At 56.5% G+C, this 19,046-nt stretch carries 9 protein-coding genes and 1 pseudogene; 5 read left to right on the top strand and 5 right to left on the bottom strand.

The window, feature by feature from the left end:
* Positions 1-134: 134 nt before the first annotated feature.
* On the top strand, positions 135-329 hold the full coding sequence (locus tag DJ82_RS14460) for a hypothetical protein (protein ID WP_143420510.1): 195 nt from the start codon (positions 135-137) through the stop codon (positions 327-329).
* Positions 330-608: 279 nt separating this feature from the next.
* Positions 609-923, top strand: coding sequence for a hypothetical protein (locus DJ82_RS14455; RefSeq protein ID WP_158217283.1), 315 nt, complete (start codon positions 609-611; stop codon positions 921-923).
* Between the two features lie 2,303 nt (positions 924-3,226).
* Here DJ82_RS14455 and DJ82_RS06695 read toward each other — a convergent pair.
* Positions 3,227-5,005, bottom strand: a complete 1,779-nt coding sequence (locus DJ82_RS06695) for a DEAD/DEAH box helicase (RefSeq protein ID WP_094581371.1) — start codon at positions 5,003-5,005, stop codon at positions 3,227-3,229.
* 509 nt (positions 5,006-5,514) lie between these two features.
* Here DJ82_RS06695 and DJ82_RS15250 point away from each other — a divergent pair.
* Complete coding sequence (locus DJ82_RS15250; RefSeq protein ID WP_241881447.1) at positions 5,515-6,120, top strand: helix-turn-helix domain-containing protein; 606 nt, start codon at positions 5,515-5,517, stop codon at positions 6,118-6,120.
* Positions 6,121-6,243: 123 nt separating this feature from the next.
* On the opposite strand, the gene DJ82_RS06680 is transcribed toward DJ82_RS15250, so the two are convergent.
* Both DJ82_RS06680 and DJ82_RS06675 read right to left on the bottom strand, forming a co-directional pair.
* Positions 6,244-11,595: a homing endonuclease associated repeat-containing protein gene (locus DJ82_RS06680; protein WP_094581370.1), complete on the bottom strand. Its 5,352-nt coding sequence runs from the start codon at positions 11,593-11,595 to the stop codon at positions 6,244-6,246.
* A gap of 67 nt (positions 11,596-11,662) precedes the next feature.
* The gene (locus DJ82_RS06675) at positions 11,663-13,507 is read right to left on the bottom strand and encodes a helix-hairpin-helix domain-containing protein (RefSeq protein ID WP_094581369.1); all 1,845 of its coding nucleotides are present in this window, start codon (positions 13,505-13,507) and stop codon (positions 11,663-11,665) included.
* A gap of 217 nt (positions 13,508-13,724) precedes the next feature.
* Between DJ82_RS06675 and DJ82_RS06670 the strand changes: the two genes are divergently transcribed.
* Positions 13,725-14,603 carry a hypothetical protein gene (locus DJ82_RS06670; RefSeq protein ID WP_094581368.1) on the top strand — a complete coding sequence of 293 codons (879 nt, stop codon included), beginning with the start codon at positions 13,725-13,727 and terminating at the stop codon, positions 14,601-14,603.
* A 155-nt stretch (positions 14,604-14,758) separates the two neighbouring features.
* Positions 14,759-17,053, top strand: coding sequence for a DUF5797 family protein (locus DJ82_RS06665; RefSeq protein ID WP_094581367.1), 2,295 nt, complete (start codon positions 14,759-14,761; stop codon positions 17,051-17,053).
* Between the two features lie 42 nt (positions 17,054-17,095).
* Here DJ82_RS06665 and DJ82_RS06660 read toward each other — a convergent pair.
* Both DJ82_RS06660 and DJ82_RS14450 read right to left on the bottom strand, forming a co-directional pair.
* Positions 17,096-17,269 (bottom strand): annotated as a pseudogene (locus DJ82_RS06660) (ADP-ribosylglycohydrolase family protein); the annotation flags it as partial.
* 112 nt (positions 17,270-17,381) lie between these two features.
* The gene (locus tag DJ82_RS14450; RefSeq protein WP_143420508.1) at positions 17,382-18,971 is read right to left on the bottom strand and encodes a hypothetical protein; all 1,590 of its coding nucleotides are present in this window, start codon (positions 18,969-18,971) and stop codon (positions 17,382-17,384) included.
* Positions 18,972-19,046 lie beyond the last annotated feature (75 nt).

The following is a 19,046-nucleotide window of genomic DNA, read 5'->3' as shown; positions in this document are numbered from 1 at the left end:
TCTTCGGATAACTCGTGGCAAGTGCGACATTTCCCGTTATCTACAGCAGCCGTAGAGATCGGTTGTCGACACGTGTTACAGGTCGTTTGGTGTTCTGTACACACGGCTTTCTGTAGCACCGGATCGGTGTGAGCGTGTTCGGAACACAGGTTCGCCTCATCAACAACGCACTGTTGAAGGTGATTCTGGCACCGAGGCTGATTGAGGTCCGATTCGTCGTGACAGACACTGCAGGAGGCGATGTGCTCGTGACAGTGCCAGTCCTCGTCGTCGACGCAGACAGTACTATCTGCTGCACAGACGGGACTGTCACAGCTGCCACAACGTGAGTGATGGTCTGCACAGAAACTCTCGTGACAGTGGATACAGTCTGCAGTGTCCGAGAGACATGCCGTCTCACCGCATGAATCACAGGTCTCTCGATCGGTGCGACAGACAAGTTCACCACAATTAGAACACTCCTCTAAGTGGTCCGTACAGAACGAGAAGTCGCATTCTGCGCAAGTGGCTGAATGAGCGACGCAATGAGGTTCATCACAGCCAAGACACACTTCGGTGTGGGACGCACAATGTGGTTCGTCACAGATAGTGCACGTCGTTGCGTCATCGTGGCAGAGCAGATCTCCGCAGTACGCACAGGTCTTCACGTGCTCGTCGCAAACGCCCTCACCACACGTGTCACAGGAGACGATGTGGGACGCACAGTGTGGTTGTTCGTCGACAGTACACGTGGTTTGATCAGTCTGGCAGAGTACTTCGTCGCAGGTGGCACACTTTGCTTGATCCTCCTGACAGACTTGCTCGCCGCATCGACCACAGGCATCCAAATGACCGGGAGTGAATGGATTTTCGCAGTCAGTACATTCTGCAACATGGTTCAGACAGTGGACTTCGTCAGTATCGCAGCTGATGACGGAGTGTGACGGACAAACCGTGTCGGAACACACAGCGCATGCTCGAGTGTGCTCGGCACAAACGGTCTCATCAGCATGTGCACACGTAGCTTGGTGGTGATTACAAACGACACCATCACAGTAACCGCAGTCAGTAACGAGGTCAGCACAGTAGGTCTCCTCGCATTGAGCACATGTGTGTGAGTGGGTGTTACAAAGAACGGCGTCATGGTCTGTACACCGGGACTGATCATCCGGACAGAGAGTGTCTCCACATGTATCGCACGTCTCGCTGTGTTCCGGACACAGGTCTGCCTCGCACGAATCACACCTCTCTGCATGAGCATCACAGGTGACACTGTCACAGATACTGCACTCGATGCGGTCAGTTCTACAGACCTCGTCACCGCAGGTGGTACACGATTCGAGATGATCAGTACAGAACGGTTCGGTACACAGGTCACAGGCGTCAGTGTGGGTCGGACAAGCAATATCGTCACATTCTGTACAGAGAGTAGAGTCATCAGCACAAACGATGTCATCGCAGATTCGACACTCTCCACGATCAGTTCCACAGACTTCCTGCCCGCACGTGTCACACGACGCTAAGTGACGCGTCCCAAAGGAGTCTGAGCAGACTTCGCACGTACTGCTGTGCGTAGCACAGAGGGCCTCATCACAACCAGCACAGTCCACGACATGGTCTGTACAGATCGTATCCCCGCAGGTACGACAGGTAGTGGAATCTGTCGTACACACACTGCGGTCACAGGTGGCACACGTTGAGAGATGGGCGCTCCCGAATTGATTCGCGCAGATCTCGCATGGTTCAACTGATTCAGCACAGTGGTACCCGCCGCACCCGTCACAAGCGATGGCGTCGTCGTGACAACGAGTATCACCGCAGGTTTCACACGTCACTCGGTCATCCGAACAAATCTCAATCCCACATGCAGTACACGACGAGAGGTGATCGCTACAAAGCGTGTCTGCGCACTCATCACAGGTGCCTGAATGAGTGTCACAGTGTAGGTCGCCGTCAACACGGCACTGATTGAGTTGCGAGTCAGCGTGGAACGTCCCGCAACTGGTACAGTCTTCACCGCAGGCCAAACACGTTGCGTGGTTGGTCACAGCGCATGTTTCGATGTGGTTGGTACACACCGCTTGGCCGCATGCTTCGCATACTGACCCACACTGGTGACATTCGACGCGACCGCACAGCTCACAAGCAGCAACTGGCGTGTCACAGTCTGGACACCCGGTCGCACCGCACTCCGCACAGACGTTGAGACAATCGGCACAGATAACGCTCCCGCACTCGCACACTTGCGGGCGAGTGTGTCGATCGAACGCCGCATCACAGGTCGCACAGTCGAATCGGAGAACATCCCCGGTTGCGGGTGCGTATCGGGCTACTGCAGTACCTGAGCGTTCTCCGTCGTCAATAGAGAGTGTGAGGCTCCCGACGTCGTGTGAGAGCAAGGTCATCCCAATAAGAGAAGTGTTTACGGTGACATCGTGCCGGTTGACCATGTCCTCTATCTCCTCTCGCTCGCGCTTATCGAACGACTGCTCTCGTTGTCGTAACGCGGAACCGTGGAATTCGTCTGCGAGTTCTCTCCGTCGCTGGTTGTACAGCTCACTGATCTCCTTTGACCGAGTTGCTGCGGCTTCTGTGGCTTCATCAAGCAACTCAGCCGCTTCGTCCTCAATTCGCCGTTCAACCTCCTCAACCGCCGTTGCGTACCGCTGTTCTATTGTGCCGGGCGATGGCGTAATATCGCTTGTTTCGTGAGAACGGTTGAGGGTGCTAGTATGTGCCAGTAACCGATCGGTGAGATCGGGTTGTGAACTCCCGTTTGCCAAGTCCAGTGTGACGGTTTCAAACCGTTCCCGGTGGAACGACGAGACGCTCTCCATTTCGACCAGAAAGTGAAAAGCGATAGCATCTGCGGTCTGTTCTGGGTTGAACTCGTCAATTGTCGCTGTCGTTTCGGATACGTCGAGAACATCGGGGAGAGTGACTTGCATGTCGGCCGCTGTGAGATACAGTTTCCCGACTGAGATCTCCTGTTTTACCAGTTCGAGCAATTGATTGAAGGCGAGAGAGCCGGGTTGGACGAGAATCTCATCACGACCAGGTTGCTGGTCTTTCGGGTCAAACACCACGGCGACATCACGAGATTCTGCGAGGTTAGTAAGCGAGTCTGGGAGCGTAACGTGCCATGTGTCAGCGTTGCGTCGGTTGACATCGCCACCGTACGCTTCAATAGTTGTCGCAGTGAACCGGCGGACTTCCAACCGGTTGAGCGTACTCACACCATCAACGCTCATGCACTCTCACCGAACTCGAAGCCCTCGAACACACCGCGGTTGAAATCGTTCATTTTCTCCGCCGCGTCAGTGTTCTCTTCGAGGTCAACCGCCATCTCCTCGAAGTTGTTTTCGAGTTCAACCTTGGAATCGGCGTTCCGTAACTGTTCGAACACGTCTCGCTCGAAATCAGATCCGGACTTTTCCATGCGCGAAAGGATATCCCGGAGCCCACCAATAGACTGGTTGAACAGGTCGATTTTCCCGAACAGCTTATTCAAGACGTGTTCTTCGATTGTTCCTTCTAGCGCCATATTGAAGACGTGGACCTCGCGGTTCTGTCCGATCCGGTCAACTCGCCCGATGCGCTGTTCGACTTTCATCGGGTTCCACGGCAGGTCATAGTTCACTAGCACGTTACAGAACTGCATATTCCGGCCCTCACTGATCGAGTCAGTGGCGACCATAATACCACCCTCTTCTTTGAACTCTGCCACCTTCCGCTCCTTCCCCTTGCTGGAAAGATCGCCATTCACAATATGGACGGGCAGGTCTAACCCGCGAACACTGTCCGCAATCGCGTCTTGAGTCGCACGGAACTGCGTGAAGACAATTGCTCTGGTTGTCCCGATTTGATCTTGGATCGTTTCGATGACGTGCCGAAGCCGTTTCTGCTTGGTCGTCCGATCGATATCATCAACGATTGACTGAATGTCTCTCAGCGCGCGCCGTTCACTTGACGAGAGAGTCTTTTCTTTGTCAGCTAACCATCGATCAATCGTCTCATCGACCGCATATGGGCTCGACACTACTTCTTTCTGCAGAGTGAACAACACTAAATGCCGAGCACCGGCACTAGAGTAGTTCGATCGGACATAATCCGTGACAGCGTTGTATAACTCCATTTCTGCTGCCGATGGCTCGAAGACGTTCGTGTGGACATCCCGGTTCGTGAAGTCGATTTTCGTCTCTTCACGACGGTTACGGATCATCACACGGTTGAGTTTCTCTTGTAGTTCCTCGCTACGCTTAATTTGAGCGTCATCACTATCAACGACGTACCGGTCGTCGAACTGTTGTCTGGTGCCGAGTATCCCCGGTCGAATCAGATCAATAATGTTGTACAGGTCAGAGATATCGTTTTGAATCGGTGTCGCGGTCGCAAAGAACGCCTCCCCGTAGCTGAGTTCATCCATGAGTTCGTACCGCATCGTATCTGCGTTGCGAACATAGTGCGCCTCGTCGAGAACAGCAACATCCCAACGACGTGATAGAACATTATCTCTGTTGATTTTCGATTTGGCGGTGTCGACGCTGGCGATTATCTTATCATGCGCATCGAATCCTCGGAACTCTTCATCGTAATTACAAACGAAGTCTAGGCCGAACTTCTCGTCCAGTTCTTTCTGCCATTGTGGTGCTAACTGTGCGGGAGTCAAGATGAGGAAACTATCACGGGTGTTTCGGAAATCCATTTCTTTGAGAACCATCCCGACTTCAATGGTCTTCCCGAGTCCAACTTCATCAGCGAACAACGCCCCACCGCTCATTCTAAACAGCGCACGGTGAGCGGCCTGAAGTTGGTGGTCAAGTAGCTTGATCCGATCTTTGATTTCCTCAACCGAAAGCAATTCTTGTTGTCCTTGTGCGATTTCGAATTCCCGAGCTTGGACGTTGAGAAGATGGCTCGTCACATTCGCCGTATCGGTGGAGAGCGCCTCTAATGCAGTTGAGGCGTCGTCTGTAGAGTATGTTAGCTCCGGACTAACTCCAGTGTTTGACCCCTCTTGTGACATCTACACAGACAATCTAGCACGTAGAGGATAAAGGCCTCGCTGTGATTATCAGATTATATTGATACCAGATTGGCTGGCATCCTGTTTCGGTATCCGTCTTTAGTTAACGAAGAATCGCGGTACGACGGTAGCTTATTGAGACTTCTATTCGAGAGTATGAGGAAGTCGTTATCGTACACAGATTCGTCTTACTACAAACACTACCCCAGCTGACAAGAAGCGCTTGAGGACGCAGGGATCAGTACGAAAGATTGCCGTTCGTCAGATACTCCCCAGACTACCTCCGAAACAGAGTCCGACGATATCATCGGACAGATTATGACGGAGTTCGAAAATATAGCTAATGAGTAGGTGAGCACTAGTTGTATTGAGACCGTTATCCGACATGTTAAGAATTGTATCACTGAATCTTGACGAAAGCTGCGTGGTGAATGTTCTATTATTTCGTAGACATCACCAGAGCCGCCACGATACCGGATTTTTATGTTTTTTACATATCAAAGGTAATTATGGAGATTCCGAGTGGGGACAGTATTAGAGCAGCACGGAAAGATAATGGACTGACCCAGTCCGACCTAGCCGAACGAGCTGATGTCTCTCAACCACTCATTGCTCGCGTTGAGTCAGAAGACGTTGACCCGACTATTGACACGCTGTACTCTATTGTCTCGGCGCTCAATAACTCATCATCAAATCTGGAGCAAGAAGAGGTGCAAATCTCTATGCCCTCCGTTCTAAAAGACGCTCGAAGCCAAGCGGGGTATACTCAAAGAGAACTAGCGAATATTGCGGATGTTTCCCAACCACTCATTTCTCGAATTGAGCGGCAAGACGTGAATCCCAGAGCATCCACTCTCCGAGAATTGTTTAGTCATCTAGATTCTCAGGTGGATTCTGGTTCTGAGGAGCCATCTATGCCGTCCAAGATCGAATCGGATCTATTCGAGAAAATCGAATCGGAGTTTGAAAAAATGCGAGATTCAACATCGCAATCTACCGTGCAGGCAGGGGAAAGCAGTAATGACAGAGATAGCAGTCAGTGTAACGAGTGCTCCGTAGATATCAGTATGTATCAAAATCCAAATTACTGTCCTAACTGTGGGAGTGAGCTCTGAGCTTCGATAGCCACCCTGACTGTGACGTTTTGTCTGTTGAGTATCCATCTTTAATTAAGCCTCACAGCTTGGTTGCGTAGCGGTAGCGAGCGTCTCTTGTAATATCGGTCGTTGCTGGCGGTGTCACTCTGATTCGGAGTTAGAAAGCCCGTCGAAATCGTTCATGATGTCGCTAATAATGCCGTCGTCGTCAGAGTCCGTGCCAGTGCTCTCATCACCGCTGGTGGCCTGATCGTTATCTCCAGTGTCCCGTGCGGTTGTCCCCCCACTCGTCGCTGTGCTCGCGCCGGATCCCGTCTTCGTGACGTCGGCCTGGTCTGCGGTGTCTGTGCCAGTCGGTGAACGAGTGGGTTCGGCTTCGTCGAATGCTTGTTCGATGGCGGCGGTGTAGGTGTCGAAGTACGTGGCGTAGGTGGTGGCGGAGACGTGCCCGTGTTCGTTCATTTCGGTGGTGGTGGGGCGGTGTCCGAGGTTGTCGGCGACGCGGTGCAGGTCGTCGATGAGTCGGGCTTTGTTGTCGATGCCGGCTGAGTTGAGGGCGTTCTGCCAGGATCCGAATACGCGCGTGACGTCGTTGACCGAGTGCTCGGTGGTGTCGCTGACGTCGCTGGCTTTGAGCGGTCGGTCGATCGTCTCGGCGACGTGTTGTATCGCGTCGCGGAGGTCGCTGCGACTCGGGGTGCCGCTGCTCCCACCTTGGCTTCTCCCGCTGCTCGAAGCGCTCTTTTCACTGCTTGTACTGGTGTCCCGGGTACGTCCGAACGTCGGACTCGTATCGGCGCTCGATTGTGACGGCGGGTTGGTGTGCGGATTGGTGCCTGTCACGCCGGCGTCTGCTGGCGTGAGGCGGAAGTCTTTGGTGCTGCTGAGTTGGTGGCCGGTGCCGGTGCTTGTGTCCCAGCTTTTGTGTCGTGCTTGCTCGATTGTGTACGTGTCGCCGACGGTCCAGTCGAGCGAGAGGTCGTGCGTGCTCCAGATGTCGAGCGGGACTTCGGTGCCGTCTGTGAGTGCGAGTTTGAGGCGGACGTCGCGTTTCGATCCGGGGTTCGGGTCGTGGTCGAGGACAGTAACGGTGAGTGTGTCGACGCGGCCGTCGGGCAGGGTCGGGCTGTCCGGACGCATGTCGGTGTCGGGCGGTGCTGGGCGGTCGGCGTCGGGGTATGCGGGAAATTCGTCGAGGAGTTCGATGGCCGTGTTGAGTGTGTCGGTGCTGGCGATGGCGACGGGGAGCGGCGTGTTCGAGTCGGGGGTGACGGGGACGGCGTGGTCCCAGTCGTCGATCGCGTCGCCGAGTAAGTGCTGGATGCGGTCGTCGACGGCGGCGAATTCGACGTGGTGGAAGTCGGTGACGCGGTCGCCGTCGCCGTGGGCGTCGCGGTACTCTTTGATGCTGAAGTCGTTCCGGTCGCGCTGTTGAATGCCGTAGTTCGGCGCGCCGGCCGGGCCGCCGCTCCCCCAGTGGTCAGCTACGGTCTCGGCCCACTGCTCCATCGGTGCGGTGCCGTCGGTGTCGAGTTCGCCCGCGAGTTCGGTTACCAAGTGTTGGAACCGGTCGAACGCGACGTACAGCTCGGCGAGTTCGTTCGCGGGAAGATTGTTTGTGGTACTCGAATCGACTGACTGCGGTTGCTTCTCGGGACTCGTTGCAGGCGTTACAGCCTCGTCGTTCTCGGTAGTCGCGGCGGTTGTGTCATCACTGGTCGCGTCGGTGTCTGTGAGTCCGGCTTCGACGAGTGCGGCGTCAACGCTTCCGAACGCGTTGTCGTACTCGTCCGGGTGGTGGTCACCGACGGAGTACAACAGTTTCCGGTCGATGGTGTTCCAGTTGTCCGCGAGCTCCTGCAGTTCAGCGATGAGGTCGTCGTGCTTATCGGTTGGTGTCGATTGGTCGTCGTGCTCATCGGCTGGTGACGATTGGTCGTCGTGCTCATCGGCCGGTGACGATTGGTCGGCGGTGACTTCTTTCACCGTGTCTGGGTCGGCGATGCCGGCTTCGACGAGGGCGGCGTCGACACTGCCAAACGCGTCTTCATATTCGTCTGGGTGATGGCTGCCGACGGAGTACAACAGTTTCCGGTCGATTGTGTCCCAGTCGTTTGCGAGGTCCTGCAGTTCAGCGATGAGTTCGTTCTGCTCATCGGTTAGTGTTGATTGAGCTTCGGTGACCGCCTCCACCGTGTCTGGGTCAGCGATGCCGGCTGCGACGAGGGCGGCGTCGAAACTCCCGAAGACGTCGTCGTACTCGTCCGGGTGGTGATCGCCAACGGAGTACAGTAGCTTCCGGTTGATGGTGTCCCAGTCGTTCGCTAACTCTTGCAGTTCACTGATGAGCTCGTCGCGTGTGGAGGTCTCAGTAGTTGTGTCCGTGGTTCCTGTCTGAGAATCAGCGGTACTGGATGATGTGCTGGTTGTGTCTGAGGTGTCGGCTGTATTGTGCGTGGTGCTGGTATCGGGGTCCGTGGGGTCAGGGTCAGCGTCGGTTGAGGCGGGTGTGGACTGGTCTCGGTCGTGGACGCCGGCGACGGCGAGTGCGGTGTCGAAACTGCCGAAGTGTTCGCCGAGTGTGGCCGGGGTGTAGTGGCTGTGCGTGGTGATGTCGTTCATCGTCGGCACGCCACCTACTTTGTCGGCGACGCGTTGCACGTCGTCGATGACGCGTTGGTCGGCGTGGATGTCGGCAGCGTGCAGCGCGTCACCCCACGAGTCGAACGTGTCCGTGTACGTGCTGTGCGTGTCGACGTCGTCAGGTGTTGGGTACCCGTCCACAACGTCGTCAACGCGGTGCAGTTCAGCGCGGAGGTCGGCTTCGTCTGGCGCTACTCGGGCGGCAGAATCGCCGTTGGAGTCGGTTCGGGTGTCAGCAGCTCCGGATTCATCGGCTGTGTGTGCGGTGAGGATGGTGTGAGCGGCGTCTGGGAGCGTGAGTGTGACGGTGTCCTCATCAGCGGGGATGTCGCGGGTTTGGTTCTGGTAGCCGGCGCGGGATACGAACAGCGACGGGTTACTGCCCGACGCTGGCGGTGTGATGGTGACGGTGCCGTCCGCGTCGGTGATACTCTCGGTGGAGTCGGTAGTGGTTTCGGCGATGACGGCGGCGTTCCGGATCGGGGAGTCGTCGGTGTCGGTGACCGTGACGGTGACGTCCGTCGGGGTGGCGTCGGTCGTGTCCTCGGGTTGCTCCGTGGATTCGGTTTGGGTGACGCTGTCGTGGACGGGCATCGCGCCTGGGGTGAGTGATTCGGGTTGCCAGTACGTTGTGAGGACGGGCTGGTCGCGCGTGTCGTCGAGTGTCGCGCTGATCTCGTCGATGAGTTCGTCTAACAACTCGCGGGCGACGTCGTCGTCAACCATGTCGCTCGTGTCGCGGTCGTCGGCGAGGGTGGCGCGTGCGCCGGCGGTTTCGAGTTCTCGGAGGATGTGACTGGTGGTGTCGGTGACGGCGACGAACCCGGGGTGTTCGCGGAATCGGGAGCCGAGCGCGCGGAATTCGGCGGCGCGGCGGAGGAGTCGTCGACCGTCTTCCCCGGGGAGACGCGCGTTGGCATCGCCTGGTACGGTGACGACGTGGTAGAAGTGCGCGTGCTTGTCGCCGGTCGGGTTCCGGAGGATCCGGCCGATGCGTTGAATGAGTGACGCGTTCACCCCGCCTTTAGCGAGGTTCACCGCGACGCCGGCGTCGGGCAGGTCAACGCCGACGCCGAGCACGTCACCGGGTCCGACGAGCACGCCGGCATCTGCTTGTTTGAACGCCGTGATCGTGTCGTACGGCGCGGCTTCGTCTTTCGTCGGCGTGTACACGGTGTCCGCGTCGAACCACTCGGCAAGGTATTCGGAGACGGTGTCGGCTTGCGCGTAACTCTGTACGAGGACGACGGCTTTTCGCTCGGGGACGTGTTCGGTGAGGAGCTGCCGGATCGTGTCGTGCGGCGGGTTCAGTTGCCAGCGTTTCGGTCGGCGGGAGAACGCTGCGGTGGTGAACGTGTCGAACGCGTCCGACTGATCCCGCGCGTCTTTCCCGTCTTTACTCTGTGCGAACGACCGGAGGTCACGGAGCGTTTCGAACGTGTCCGGCACGGTCGCTGGGACGTCGCCGGTGAGTTCCTGCGGCGTGAATTTGTGCGCGCCGGTGTCGTATGCCGGTGTCAGCGTGGTGGTCGAGTCTGCGACCCCGGCGAGCGTGTCCCCAGAGTTGCTCGCGGCGTAACACACGTCCCACCGGAAATCCGCGATGACGTTCTGCTTGCGGGCTTCGGTGATCCCGAACTCGATACATTGTGCGAGGTTCGCTTCGAGCGCGTCTTTGACGCCGGAGTCTCCGAGCCACTCGTCGTCGATCGACCCGGACATCGCCAGGACGCTGTCGGCGTTCGTGGTGAGGTCGTCGAATAAGTCGCGCCACCCGCGACTGTCTCGCCGCCCGCTGCTGTACCGGTGGGCTTCGTCTAAAATGACGAGGTCGTAGTGCAGCCCGGGGTCGGCGGCGAGGAGTTCTTGGGCAGTGCGGAATTCGATGTCACCCCACGCTAGTTCGATGCGGCGGTCACCGTCGCTGTCTGTTTCGGTGCGGCTCCGCGGGATGTTCAGGTGTTCGTCGAATTCGCTTTGCCACTGTTCGAGGAGTAAGTCCTGTCCGGCGACGATAAGCACGGTTGCGCGGCCTGTCGCTGATCGTGTTGCTGCCGGGATGTCAGCCGTGTCTGCAGGGTGTAAGTCGCCGAACAGGTGTGCGATGGCGGCGAGGCCGAGCACGGTTTTCCCGGTGGCGGTCGCCATGTTCACGTACCCGGTCGTCCCGTTGGCGACCCAGTTTGTGATCGCGCGTTGCTGATGGTCCCACAGCGGCGTCACCATTTGCGGTCTATCGAGGTGTGTTAACAGGCTATCCCCGCCGATACTGTTTCCAGTGTCTGCGGTGATTGAGTCGATGAGAATATCTGCGTAGTTCGTCACAGCCGGGTCGGAGAACAGTTGATACAGCAGGTCAGCGACGGCTTCCGGTTGTTGGAGTGGCTGGCGAGATAATGTCTCGTCGCCGTGTTGCGTGATGAGTTTCTCGATGAGCGCCTCGGTTGCCCGGTTGAGATCCCCGAGTTCGCTGTCGTCTAACCCGAGTTTCGTGAGTTCGACGCGCAGCTCGTTCAGTCGGAAGGCTAGGTCGCCGATATCGCTTGCGTCGTGCTCGCTAATGAGCTGCGGCAAGTCTGATTGGGCCCCGGTGAGTGCTCGCAACCCGTCGACGTAGTGCGGGCCGCACGCGGTGCCGAAGTCCATGCGGCCGATCGTCGCTCCCTGATCGAACGCGGAGTCAGTGGTTCCGAGCGCGACGCCGTACGTGACATCGATCGCGGCCCGATCAATTTGTGACGGCCAGTCGCCTTGCGTCAACGAGTCTTTGGCGAGCCGCGCGTCGTAGAACTGCTCGTCAAGATCCGTGTACGAAGTGCGATCATCGACCTGATTTTTGAACGGATCCATTATCGAGGGTGAAAACTGTCTGCCATACTGTCAGTAACCGGTAAATAAAACAGTATCGGCGGTGCCGCTACACGGTCGTCACGTCAGCGTCCGGTGCCGAATCGCGCGGCGTGACGGTCACGTCTGGTGTTGTGCTGACGGTTACGCCTGACTCACCGTTGACCGTCCAGCGCTGTCCACGCACCTTCTCGAACGCGTACCACGCGCCCGGTTCCCAGTCAAACTCACTCACGTGCCGATTCCACACGTCGAGTTGCACTGTGTCGCCGTCGCTCGTCTCCGCACGGAACACGTGCCGGCGACCATCCTCCGTCAGCTGTTCTCGAATCCGTAACACGACTGGGGCGGTGTGCTGTGGCGTCTCGTCGATCCCGTCTGCGGTCCGCACAACTGAACGCGACTCTTCCGGGTCACCCGCCGGATCGCTCGGACGTTCCGACGCTGCCGACCCCTTGTCCCCGGGATTGTCCGTTACTGTCGCCGGTGAATCGACTGTATCACCCGTCTCCTCGCCCGTTGACGACGCTGTTTTAGTCCCCGGCTCAGAAGATGTGTGCGACGGTGCGGACGCGGACTGCGCTGCGAGATGCTCGGCGACGGCTTCAAACTCAGTAACTTGCTCGCGCAGATGCATGACACGCCGCTCTAGTTCTGGCGCAGTGACATCATCCGGGAGCCGGGCGAGCGCATTGTTTCCGTCTTCGACGATCGACTGCATGATGTCTTCGGCTTCCCGGAGTTCGGACGTCTCTTTGAGTGACGAAACCCGCTGTGTCAACGTGTCAACCTTTTTCTCCGCCTGCTGCACCTCCCGTTCATGTTCAAGCCGGTCCGTGAGCGACTCGACAGACGCAATCCGGCCGTCCAACGCCGCTTGTTCCTCTGTGAACCACTGCTCGTTCGCTGTCTGCCCGATCTGTCGAGCCGACCGATACACAGCGTGTGCGTTCTCGCACGCTTCCAGTCCTGTCTCGATATCCCCGGTTTCGACTGCCTCCTGCGCGGTTGTGACGTGTGCGTCGCCATCAGCGACAACCTCGTGATACTGCGCTTCAGCTTCCGTCGGAACCGTGTCTAACCGGTCTTCAACGTCGTTCACACGCAGCCGCAAATCACGGTCGCTTGATAACGTGGTGAGCGCGTCTCGCGTCTCACGCACTGCAGCACGCGCTGCCGGCAACCGGACGTTCGCCTCGGCAACTGCACCGGTCTCGACTAGTGTCTCGATCCGATCGCACGTCGCCTCAAGTCCAGCGACTAACCGAGCTTTCTCACGATCCGTATACTGTTCTGTCGTGACGGTATCCACCCCGTCAGGCGACGCTGCGTCGTCTGAGAGTGCAGCGCCGTTCGTGGAACCACTTGCATCCTGCTGCGTCGAGTCACTCGTGCTATTCTCTACGTATCGATCCTCAACGGACACGATGAGACGCGCGGCGAGCGCTGTCCCGATCCCATCGACATCTGTCAACTCCGCTTTCGACGCTGCGAGAATGTCGTTGGCGTCCTCATACCCGGCGGCACGCAACGCCGTCGCTTTCTGCTCCCCGATCCCCGGGAGCTCCTCCACATTCGGCACTCTAACACTGTCCGCGCCGGGAGACTCGCTGTCCGCCGTGTCAGTAGACGTTGACGACTCCGTATCAACAATAGCGACCGCAGCAAAAAACAAAATCGTTGCAATCACGAGTGACTGCCACACCGGAATTCCAACGGGCCACGTGACGAGCAATAACACGACACTATCCCATCCTGACGCGACCGGCAGAACCGTCGAGACAGCACCAAGCCCCCACCCAATAACCGCAACCCCGACACCAATAAGATACACTACCATACCGAACCCGCCCCACACGTCGCTTTGCGTGACCAACGCAATCAGAAGCAACACCATCGCCGCAGTCAGCAACATACCAACCACTCACATATCGACATCAAATAAAATAGGGCGCTTCCAGATTTCAGAGTCGACTACCGCGTTCGTCGCTCAAATCCTCTCACTGAGCGCAAGAACAAATATTTGTGAGATTGTTTCAACCTGATGACTGAATATTGAGAACGATGAATCAATCGAAAGTGCCAGTGAGCGAGAGGTTGATTTCATCATCGTTCAGCTGCTTGAGATCTCGATGGATTTCAGGCAGTGGCTTGCTAGTCAAGCCGTCCCCGATCTCGAAATCAGTAGCTACCTCGGGAGTGTCATACACGCTACGTATGCTGGTGAAGGGGAGTCTGATATTGAATTCGGATTTCGGTCGGTGTCGGGAGACCGGCACTTGGTCTTGATCGAAGACAAGATCGACGCGAGTAAGCAACCGGACCAAGTTGAGCGATATTTTAATCGCGGGCAATATTGGGTTGATCGTGGGTCTTGGGATTCGTTTACTGTCTGTCTGTTAGCACCGGAAAACTACGTATCGGCCGAAAACGAAGCGGAATTCGACTCGATCATCCGTTACGAGGACGTACTCGACTTTCTTGAAGATGCTACCCATGATAGTGCGGCGTTCTTTTCGAAAGTATTCGAGTCGGGGATGCGGAGAGGCAGCTCTCCTACAACCGACGCGTTCGCTGTACTGCGTTCCGTCGCCGACCAATTCCAGACGCGGACCGAAAGTCCAGACCTTGTACAGACTGTTGATCTGGAAATACGAGTCGCCTTCCGATCGACGCATCCGCAGCATCCAGATGTCGTTCAGTACGACGCGTATATCGGTGAGACGGGTGAGAGTGGACGGTCAACCGTTCGATTGCAGATTGCTAGTGTTGAGGGGTTGACTGACTCGGAACGAGAGGCTCTCAAATCAATCGCCTCTCAACACGTTGACGCTCTATCAGACTACGAGTCGTATCCCCATCGCAAAAAGAACATCATCAGTACGAAGGTTTGGCACGAAGACGCCGTCCAGGATCCGAAATACGACTTGTATGTCGATGCGATTGTCGATGAACTCATCACGCTTTCCGAGACCTATCATCCGCTGTTCGTGGAGAAGTCTATTGACTGAGTAGCTTTGTTGAAACCCTCAGTAAGAGACATATCACGTCTTGTTACGGCCAGTACAGAGGACTCACGAATAGCTCAGTACAGGAGACTCACCGATCGCTCAGTACAATGAACCACGTCAGCAAGTATAAGCGATTGCAGCAATGAGGTCATAAAATGAATAGTACTAAATCTGATATCGCTCACGGTCAATATCTCGCGGAGATTGAAGTTTCTGTTCTGAACCGTGCTGATTCAACCTCCGATGTTGGGCTATTCGAAGTTGAAGACACTGATGGCAATCAGTTCGTCGTCGGCGGTGTTGCTGACCGAGTAAATTCGCTGGCGGTTGAGGAAACGTATCGCATAGAACACGGACTGGGTATTAACCCCAATTTTAACCCCCGCGAAACGTTCTCAAATCAGTTCAAGAAAGCCTCTTCTCACGACTGCCCCCAATGTGGCTCGGAGTTGATTTTCAAGCCCGGTGTCGAATCGCTACCAAACGCGGTCAGCAGGGCGCTCGACCAACAAGGACGCAAAGGTCTACACATCGTGGTCACCGAGGAGTCGGAAATTCACCGGCTTTCAGACAGGGATGATTGGCGACCGTTTCGAGAGTCGAACCGAAGTGTTCGGACCCCTCAGCACCAATATCGATGTACTGAATGCTCACTCTCGATCCCCGAAAGCGAATTAGGTCGATACCTCGCACATGGCGGGAGAGCAGTCGAAGACGACGCAGACGAAATGCACATTCTGAATTCGCAGGCGGCCAGCACATCAGAATCGCTCGGGATGGCTACCGGTGGTGCCAAGGATATTGATAACTTCCGGGACAATATCTCCGAGGGATATCTGCCTGACGAAGACGCACTCACGACTGAAGGGTTGTTTTACGATTACTACTTCGACACAGGCGATGACCGCGACGACAAGGACAGTCTCTTCTACCCATCGTACAGCAGAGCAGTAACCAACCACCCACACACAGATCGGACCGAACACTACCTGACCGTCGGTCTCAATTCCACAATCAGCGTCGAAGACTTTGAACGCCGTCAACTCAACCTAATCGCTGTTCTTGACGTCTCTGGATCGATGGGCAGCCAGTTTGACCAGTACTACTACGATGAAACCGGCCAGCGTCGGTCAGTGGACTCACCATCGAGTGAGACGAAAATAGCCGCTGCGACAGAATCTCTCGCAGCCCTCACCACGCACTTGGAGGCAGACGATCAGCTCGGGGTCGTCCTCTATAACTCGCAGGCCCACGTCGCCAAACCGCTCTCGCTCGTCGGAGAGACAGATATGGACGCAATCCGTGACCACATTCGTGATGTGTCGGCTGGTGGTGGAACGAACATGAGTGCCGGCCTTGAGACCGCTATTGATCTCCTCGGTGAACACGAGGAGACAGATGCGACACAGGTCGAGACTCGAATCGTATTTCTGACGGACATGATGCCGAATACTGGTGCCACCGGGAGGAACACAATCACCGCGACGGTTGAGGAAGCGGCGGCGCGAGGCATCCACACGACGTTCATCGGAATGGGACTCGATGAAAATCCGGATCTCGCGGAATCGCTCTCCAAAATCCGAGGGGCAAACCACTACTTTGTCCACTCAGCTGCAGAGTTCAAGCAACGACTCGACGACGAGTTCGAGTATATGGTCACGCCGCTGGTGTTCGACCTCCAACTAGAACTGGACGGTGATGTCGAGATCGACGCCATCTACGGGAGTCCGAACGCCGAACGAGCAGCCGGTAAAATCATGTCTGTCTCAACGTTGTTCCCATCACCAACGACCGATGGCGAAACCCGGGGCGGAGTCATATTGTTACGCTTTGATGGCTCTCCCTCTGAGGCGATGGAACTTGTTGCTAGTTGGGAGGAAATCGGCGGGACCATCGAATCGGATCGAGTTCACATCTCAGCCGCTGCTGAGTCCCCAGAGCATTTCGAGACGAGTGGGATCAGAAAAGCAGTGTGTCTCGCCCGGTATACCAGTACGCTTCAAGAATGGATTACCGCTGTACAAGGTGGGGACGACTGGACACCGATGAACGGGCAGCGACAAGGACAGTGGGAACGAGACTCCGAACCGCTCCGCGTCCCGGACCAGTATCGAGAAAAGTTTCAGACGATTCAGGCCTACATCGACGAGACAGCAGATGATATCGATGACGAACTTGGACAGGAAGTTTCCTTACTCGATACCCTCATCGAGCATCAAATCCCACAGCCCGAGCATGACTTGTCTGACCAGGCGTTAGACCGTCTCAGCGACCTCGTCGAGTTGGCACCGACATCGAACGGTGAACTGGCAAAGGCTTGGGGAGTAAAGACTGGTGCTGAAGTCCATGCCTATCTCACATCCGAATTTGAGGGCTATTATCAGCGCGACCAAAACCGTATGCTTCGGCCAACCGAGGAGGCTACAGAGTTAGTGCAAATACAATCGTAATTGTCAGCCACTTTTAGTCACGGTCGAACTCAAAGACGGACATCACGCCACCTCCACGAGTTGAGCTACCAGGGTTTCGAGGTCGTCGGTCTCGTCGATAGCACTCAGCCACCGATACGGAAGCTGTGACGCTCCGAACCGCGCGCCAGCGACCACACCAGTAATCGCCCCAATCGTGTCCGTATCACCGCCACGATTAACGGCCGTCACAAGGCTGATTCAATTTTCACTTGGAGAAATTAACGCAGCTTTTGTAGTCGATATCCTCTGAATTCAGTAGGTCGCTCGAACCGCTCATCGTGAATAGTAATTAAGATCGTACTTATTTTTATATCGTATATGTTTCATGAGCAGTTGACTCATGTTTGGTGGCGGTGAAGGCAGGTGTGGTGCTGAGCGTGACGCCTGCACCGTTAGCTACTGTCCACTGTTGGCCGCGTATGTTCTCCAGTAGATACCACTCGTTGAACTCCCAGGTGTCTTGATCACTGTGTCTGTGCCAGACGTCGAACTGTACTGAGTTTCCTGTGATTGTCTCTGCGCGATACACCGTCCGCCGTCCGTCTTCGGTGAGTTCCTCGCGTAACCGCAGCACTACCGGGGCGGGTTGACGCGCACGATCGATAATTTCCTTTGTATCGCGGATAACTGCGGTCGTCTCCCTGGATCCTTCGGCCGTGCCCACATCGGGAGGGGCAGTGCCGTTTGCTGACCGGGGTTGCTGTGCCGCAGTCTCGAACTGTTCGACTCGGGTTTCCAACGCTGAAACGCGAGCCTGTAACGCGGGATCCGTGATGTTGTCAGGAAGCGCGTCAAGTTGCTCAAATCCGGCTTGTGCGGCTGCCTGTAGTTCGGACTCACACTGAGGATCGTGTGAAGCTCCGTCCGTGTTAGCGACGGTCGCAGCGAGTGATTCGATTGTTGCTTCTGCCTCCTGAATCTCGTTTCTCACATGTAGCTGCTGCTCCAGTCGCCTCACGGTTTCGACCCGATCTTGAGGTGTTTCCTCGGTATCGCCACGGAATTTAAGCTTGGAGCGATCGGCAATCGCTTGAGCGTCCGCGTACGCTGCCCGGGCGTCCTGACACGCACGAAGCCCCGCTGTGACGTCACCGTCCGCTACGGCAGTGGTGGCCGTTTCCACGCACGAGTCACCCTCCGCGATGCGGTCCGTATACGCCGCTTGCAGTGCCGATGTGATATCGGCAAGTCTCGTCTCAACGGCGGTGAGCCGCTCGCGGAACTGCTGGTCTCCCGACTCGGCCGGAATGAGCGTCTGGACCTTGGTGAGAGCGTCGTGGACTGTGTCACGTCGGTCCGTTGCTTCCGCGAAGGCTTGCTGTTCTACGAGCGTTTCCGCCTCGTCGCACGCAGCTTCGAGTTTCGCAATCAGCCGCTCGACCTTTGCGGGGTCTGTCGACGTGCGGCGTGTCGCAGTCCCTGACGCTTGAACTGGTTCACTCAACCGTGAGATCGCGGCTTGGACGAGTTCCCGTAGTTCACTCTGATCAATCACCCTGACCCCCGAATGTTCAGTAACACGCTTCGTCCGCTCTGACAGCGGTGTGACAGCGCTGACGAGAATCGAATGCGGAACGGAAGACTCCGTGTGTGCGGCGGTCAACTGGTGTAACGCCGTGCGGCTCGGTTTCCCCGCACGGATCGTGTGAATCGGGTACTCAGAAGTGCCTTTCCGAATGACGGTGTCGAACGCGTCATGCCACGACTCTACCGGGATGACGGTGTACTCAAGGACTCTGAATAACTCTTCGACGAGCGTTGTCAAGACACGTCGGTCTGTCCCTCCGTGCAGGTACGCGGTAAACGCTGACTCGCTCTGAGCCGCGTTCTCATCGAACACCCTTGCTATTCCAGGATATTGACGGCGGTATGCAGCTGGGAATGTCCGCTCTTTCATATTACGCCGACAGCTGAATCTGGCCGTGGCTCACGCCGTTTCCAGTCACAGAGCATCGTACCAGGATCTGTTCTC

Origin of the sequence: Halorubrum sp. Ib24 (genome assembly GCF_002252745.1) — an archaeon.
GTDB lineage: Archaea > Halobacteriota > Halobacteria > Halobacteriales > Haloferacaceae > Halorubrum.
The sequence above is the reverse complement of the archived record's forward strand: the minus strand, read 5'-3'. Positions and strand labels throughout refer to the sequence as shown.

Bases quoted from the DNA above. Each gene is read 5' to 3' on its own strand.
- DJ82_RS06695 (WP_094581371.1), bottom strand. From the start codon at position 5,005: ATGTCACAAGAGGGGTCAAACACTGGAGTTAGTCCGGAGCTAACATAC.
- DJ82_RS15250 (WP_241881447.1), top strand. From the start codon at position 5,515: ATGGAGATTCCGAGTGGGGACAGTATTAGAGCAGCACGGAAAGATAAT.
- DJ82_RS06680 (WP_094581370.1), bottom strand. From the start codon at position 11,595: ATGGATCCGTTCAAAAATCAGGTCGATGATCGCACTTCGTACACGGAT.
- DJ82_RS06675 (WP_094581369.1), bottom strand. From the start codon at position 13,507: ATGTTGCTGACTGCGGCGATGGTGTTGCTTCTGATTGCGTTGGTCACG.
- DJ82_RS06670 (WP_094581368.1), top strand. From the start codon at position 13,725: ATGGATTTCAGGCAGTGGCTTGCTAGTCAAGCCGTCCCCGATCTCGAA.
- DJ82_RS06665 (WP_094581367.1), top strand. From the start codon at position 14,759: ATGAATAGTACTAAATCTGATATCGCTCACGGTCAATATCTCGCGGAG.
- DJ82_RS14450 (WP_143420508.1), bottom strand. From the start codon at position 18,971: ATGAAAGAGCGGACATTCCCAGCTGCATACCGCCGTCAATATCCTGGA.